Here is a 3185-nt window from a genome sequence, read left to right on the forward strand (position 1 = left end):
CATCGGCATCACCACAATAAACCATCATCGCAGCAAAATAATTCACATCAGCCATTCGCTCAAGAGCAATAGGTAAATTAACATTTTTATGTTGGCGAAGTTGATAATATTGTTGGGCGTAACTTTCTCGCTTTGCAGATTTTTCAATATCGATGATGGTTGCATTTGACAAATTCAAGTCCAGGCGTTTGGCCAATAAATTAATCTTTTCAACTTTACCTAAGAGCGTAATCTTAACAATGTTGCGTTTTAGTAAGTGATCAGCAGCAATTAATATTCGTGCATCATCACCCTCTGGAAGAACAATATGCCGTTTTAATTGTTTTGCCTTATGGATTAATTCATAAAGAAATACTGCTGGACTTAATTGTGGTTTCAGTGATTTATCACTGAGCAATTTTGTCAAAGGTTCATGTAGATAAGGACGCATAGTTTCTATGGCTGTTTTCACTTTATCGGGATCAGATTCACTTAAACTAAATTTTGCTGAAAACAGTGTAGTGGCAGTTTCATAAGTTTTAAGTTCTGTTAATAAGACTGGAAAAGTGTGATCTAAGCCTGCGAGAATTTCACAGATAGTCGTTCCCGGCATTTCACCTCCGGTTAAAACAATACCAGCTATTTTAGGATAGTAAGCAGATTGATCAGCTAGAAGTGAGCCTAAAAGAATATCAATACGGTCATCTGGTGTGATAATAAGCATACCGCTTCTATCAAGACGTGATTGTAAGAAATTACTAATAGTCTTGGCAGCAATCGTAAATTGTCTGACTGGTCGGTGCAGCTCGGTTTCACCACATAAAATTTTAGCATCTAAAGTGGTTACGATATCACGAACAGATGGGTTAGCCAGCGATTCAAACTCAGGAAGAACAGCTATAAATGCCAGTTTGGGTAAATGTTTGTGAAAAAGCCCCAATGCCTCACTCTCGTCAGAGGGGGATACTCGATTAATAATAACTCCCACAACACGTGCATGTGTTTTTTGCTCACCTCCAGAGCAGTTTTTAAAATAGAAAGTGTATGTTCTAATGTTCTATTTTTAGCAGAGACAACTAAAATCACATCGCAATTTAGTTGATGTGCAAGCGTTAAATTGAATTGATATTCAAAAACATCATTGTCACTTTCAAAATCACTGCCTTCAAAATAAAGCAAATCATCCTGTTTCTGAGTTTTAGTTATTTCTAATACTTCTGAAAGTAAATCATCAGGTTGAGTACGCATAAGAGCAATTGCTTTACTTATATCCATGATCGGTGTCATGGATTGCTTTGTTACTGCTTCTAGTAATGGAATTTGGGACTCATCTGATTCCGAAAATAACTTGAAGCATTGGATAGATTTTTGCTGCTCTTTAAGAGTTGATAAAAACCCAACGATACGAAAGATTTTCCTGGCCGTTTTTCTATGCCAGTTAAGTAAATTTTTTGTTCATGGTTAAACCTCAAACCCATTGCTCATTAAGTACAAAAATCAAATCTAAAAGATCTATCCAGTTCAAGCAGCAAAATTATTGTTCTAAAGCTGATATTGTAAAGAAATTGTAGAGTTTTGTATAAAAATATTGCAATAAAACTCCACTTTGTAAAGAAATTGCAGGTTTTTGTAATAACTTTATTTGGTTGGTCTTTATGCATAGACAGGTGAAAGTTGACATGTCATATTCGAGGTGAATGTCGCTAACAGAGGAGGCATCCAATGTTGAAAGTAGCTAACAAAAAATAAATTGGAATAGGTTGCCACAAGGAGTAGTTCCCCTGTTTTTCATTCAAGTTTTTGCGACCCTGAGTTTTAGTGTGCTTTATTCGACGCTAGTTTTATATATGACAGGTAAGCTGGGTTTGTCCGTTAAATTAGCTAATAGCATTACAGGCATATTTGTTGCCCTTAATTTTACTTTACATCTGTTGGGTGGCTATTGTGGTGGGCGATTTTTCTCAAATCGAGCATTGTTTTGTTTTAGTATGTTTGCGCAAATTATTGGCTGCATTTTATTAGCCAGCAACAATGCAGCTTACCTTTATTATGGTTTAGCCACTTTTTTAATTGGCTGTGGCCTTAATGTCGCCTGCGTTAACTGCATGCTAACGCAACGTTTTAAACCACAAGACCAACGCCGTGAGACCGCTTTTTTGTGGAATTATGCTGGAATGAATATTGGTTTCTTTATGGGATTTAGCTTAAGTGGTTATTTTCAATTATCACAAAATTATCAGCGCTTATTTTTATTAAGCAGCTTGGGAAATTTGGTTGCCCTTTTTATTTGCTTGTACTCTTGGCACAGCTTAGCTGATCTAGAGACCGTTTATTCTCGTCTCTCTAGACAAAAGCAAAGACAAGCTTTTTTATTGGCATATTGTTGATTCTTTGCTTACCTTTTCTTTTAAGCCAATTGATTCATTTTGCCAATTGGGCAAATAAATTGGTTTTGTTTACTGGTGGATTGATGTTAGCTGTTGCTTGTTGGCTCGCATTCCAGCAAAATGTTATGGATGCACAAAAAAGATGCTCGCTTTTGTAGTGTTGATGTTAGTGAGTACGGTATTTTGGATGTTGTATCAGACTGGGCCTATGGGTTTAACCTATTTTATCGATAACAATGTTGATCGTAATTGGCTGATGATGACCATCCCTCCACAATGGTTTCAGAATATCAATACGTTAAGCATTGTTATCGGTGGGCCATTATTAAGTTCATTATTGAACCGCCTGCGCTCACGCGGCATGCCGATTAATATCCCTGTGCAATTTGCTTGGGCCTTATTGCTAATTAGTTTAGCTTTTCTAATCCTGCCTGTAGGTATAATTAACGCGAATTCAGTTGGATTGGTTGCCCCAGGGTGGATCTTTCTCTGTTTTATTCTTCAAAGTGCCGGGGAATTACTTATCGCGCCCATTGGCTATGCAATGGTTGGAGCGCTAATACCTAACTCTTTACAGGGCGTGATGATGGGAATATGGATGCTGGGTACTGGTGTGGGAGCGATCTTATCCAGTTATAGTTCTAATTGGATGATGGGCGGACAAGACAGTATTTCACCTATGCTTACTAACTCTAGCTATAGTCGTGTATTTTTAGAACTGGGTTTGATTGCTCTCGTCGCAGCATTGGTACTATTTATTTTAAGACCGAAGTTGTGTAAATGGATCGAAAACAAGCAATCTGAAGTAATTAATGAAGG

The 3185-nt window shown here is 37.3% G+C and carries 2 protein-coding genes and 1 pseudogene; 1 reads left to right on the forward strand and 2 read right to left on the reverse strand.

Annotated elements, in window-relative coordinates; all coding sequences use genetic code 11:
- A partial coding sequence (locus tag BN58_RS10895; protein WP_019216853.1) for a phosphate acyltransferase occupies nt 1–919 on the reverse strand: 919 nt, incomplete at its 3' end.
- Nucleotides 877–1266 (reverse strand): AAA family ATPase, encoded by a 390-nt coding sequence (locus BN58_RS10900; RefSeq protein ID WP_083852180.1) that lies wholly within the window; start codon nt 1264–1266, stop codon nt 877–879. The genes BN58_RS10900 and BN58_RS10895, both read right to left, overlap by 43 nt.
- Before the next feature lie 473 nt (nt 1267–1739).
- Between BN58_RS10900 and BN58_RS37775 the strand changes: the two are divergent.
- A pseudogene (locus BN58_RS37775) lies at nt 1740–3185 on the forward strand (peptide MFS transporter); the annotation flags it as partial.

It is taken from the genome of Legionella tunisiensis (assembly GCF_000308315.1).
Taxonomy (GTDB): domain Bacteria; phylum Pseudomonadota; class Gammaproteobacteria; order Legionellales; family Legionellaceae; genus Tatlockia; species Tatlockia tunisiensis.

Bases quoted from the DNA above. Each gene is read 5' to 3' on its own strand.
- BN58_RS10900 (WP_083852180.1), bottom strand. From the start codon at position 1,266: ATGACACCGATCATGGATATAAGTAAAGCAATTGCTCTTATGCGTACT.